We start from the raw sequence: 2500 nt of genomic DNA, 5'->3' as shown, positions 1-2500 counted from the left end.
GGATCTCACCGATTTACCAAACCTAACCAAACTCCGAATACCGGAAAGTAGTGATCGGCAGACACACGGCGGGTGCTAACGTCCGTCGTGGAGAGGGCAACAACCCTGACCACCATCTAAGGTCCCTAAGTTATGGCTAAGTGGGAAAGGATGTGAGGATCCCAAAACAACCAGGATGTTGGCTTAGAAGCAGCCATCATTTAAAGAAAGCGTAACAGCTCACTGGTCTAAATAAGGGTCTTTGCGCCGAAAATGTACCGGGGCTCAAGCCATACACCGAAGCTGTGGATTTGCATGCAAATGCAAGTGGTAGCGGAGCGTTCTGTAAGCCGTTGAAGATGGACCCGTGAGGGCTGTTGGAGGTATCAGAAGTGAGAATGCTGACATGAGTAACGATAAAGGGAGTGAGAGACTCCCTCGCCGAAAGTCCAAGGGTTCCTGCTTAAAGTTAATCTGAGCAGGGTTAGCCGGCCCCTAAGGCGAGGCCGAAAGGCGTAGTCGATGGGAACCACGTTAATATTCGTGGGCCTGCGGGTAGTGACGGATCGCGTGTGTTGTTCCTCCTTATTGGATTGGAGGGGCTTCGAAGCGGTCCCAGGAAATAGCTCCCGCGTATAGACCGTACCCTAAACCGACACTGGTGGACTGGTAGAGAATACCAAGGCGCTTGAGAGAACTGCGTTGAAGGAACTCGGCAAATTGCACGCGTAACTTCGGAAGAAGCGTGACCCTTTTGCGGGCAACCGCGAGGGGGTGGCACAGACCAGGGGGTAGCGACTGTTTACCAAAAACACAGGGCTCTGCGAAGTCGCAAGACGACGTATAGGGTCTGACGCCTGCCCGGTGCTGGAAGGTTAAGAGGAGAGGTGCAAGCTTTGAATCGAAGCCCCAGTAAACGGCGGCCGTAACTATAACGGTCCTAAGGTAGCGAAATTCCTTGTCGGGTAAGTTCCGACCTGCACGAATGGCGTAACGACTTCCCCGCTGTCTCCAACGCAGACTCAGTGAAATTGAATTCCCCGTGAAGATGCGGGGTTCCTGCGGTTAGACGGAAAGACCCCGTGCACCTTTACTATAGCTTTACACTGGCATTCGTGTCGGCATGTGTAGGATAGGTGGTAGACTTTGAAGCGGAGGCGCCAGCCTTCGTGGAGTCATCCTTGAAATACCACCCTTATCGACATGGATGTCTAACTGCGGCCCGTTATCCGGGTCCAGGACAGTGTATGGTGGGTAGTTTGACTGGGGCGGTCGCCTCCTAAAGAGTAACGGAGGCGCGCGATGGTGGGCTCAGACCGGTCGGAAATCGGTCGTCGAGTGCAATGGCATAAGCCCGCCTGACTGCAAGACTGACAAGTCGAGCAGAGACGAAAGTCGGTCATAGTGATCCGGTGGTCCCGTGTGGAAGGGCCATCGCTCAACGGATAAAAGGTACGCCGGGGATAACAGGCTGATGACCCCCAAGAGTCCATATCGACGGGGTTGTTTGGCACCTCGATGTCGACTCATCGCATCCTGGGGCTGGAGCAGGTCCCAAGGGTATGGCTGTTCGCCATTTAAAGCGGTACGTGAGTTGGGTTCAGAACGTCGTGAGACAGTTCGGTCCCTATCTGCCGTGGGTGTAGGAATATTGACAGGATCTGTCCCTAGTACGAGAGGACCGGGATGGACGTATCTCTGGTGGACCTGTTGTGGCGCCAGCCGCATAGCAGGGTAGCTATATACGGACGGGATAACCGCTGAAGGCATCTAAGCGGGAAACCCACCTGAAAACGAGTATTCCCTATCAGAGCCGTGGAAGACCACCACGTTGATAGGCCGGGTGTGGAAGTGCGGCAACGCATGCAGCTTACCGGTACTAATAGCTCGATCGACTTGATCATTCCCATTCCTCATAGCCATCTGAAGCCAGAGCTTCAGCACAAATACCAGCTTCTCATTCCTGTTGCGCTTCGCTGACCTGGTGGTTACGGCGGGGTGGCTGCACCCGATCCCATTCCGAACTCGGCCGTGAAACGCCCCAGCGCCAATGGTACTTCGTCTCAAGACGCGGGAGAGTAGGTCGCTGCCAGGTCTGCAAAACGCAACAGGAAACAACTCTTCAATCAATACCGGCCGCGCAAGCGGCCGTTGCCGTTTAAAAACCAACACGCCAAAAACCGTGACGCGGCACAGAAAACATCGATGTCAAAGGGCGTGCAGCGCCCCGCCCGACGAAGCCAAGAGGCTTCGAGTACGGGTAAACCCGGGAAATCCGGGCTGCCAGCGGCAATCGCCGCAAATCTTGGTGACGCGGGGTGGAGCAGCCCCCGCCCGGTCGCAGAAGCCACAAGCTTCGAGCACGGGCAAACCCGGAAATCCGGGCTGCCAGCGGCAATCGCCGCAAATCTTGGTGACGCGGGGTGGAGCAGCCCGGTAGCTCGTCAGGCTCATAACCTGAAGGTCACAGGTTCAAATCCTGTCCCCGCAACCAAACCAGACAAGCCAGCAGGCATCAAGC

At 55.6% G+C, this 2500-nt stretch carries 1 tRNA gene and 2 rRNA genes (1 of these 3 cut by a window edge); all 3 read left to right on the top strand.

The window, feature by feature from the left end:
* A 23S ribosomal RNA gene (locus OSJ75_RS22830) occupies nucleotides 1-1883 on the top strand; it begins 1212 nt to the left of the window's first position.
* A 76-nt stretch (nucleotides 1884-1959) separates the two neighbouring features.
* Nucleotides 1960-2074 (top strand): 5S ribosomal RNA (rrf, locus tag OSJ75_RS22825).
* Nucleotides 2075-2396: 322 nt separating this feature from the next.
* Nucleotides 2397-2473, top strand: a tRNA-Met gene (locus OSJ75_RS22820).
* Nucleotides 2474-2500: the final 27 nt, after the last annotated feature.

Origin of the sequence: Phyllobacterium sp. 0TCS1.6A (genome assembly GCF_026420825.1) — a bacterium.
GTDB lineage: Bacteria > Pseudomonadota > Alphaproteobacteria > Rhizobiales > Rhizobiaceae > Phyllobacterium.
This window is presented reverse-complemented; position numbering and strand designations above follow the sequence as displayed.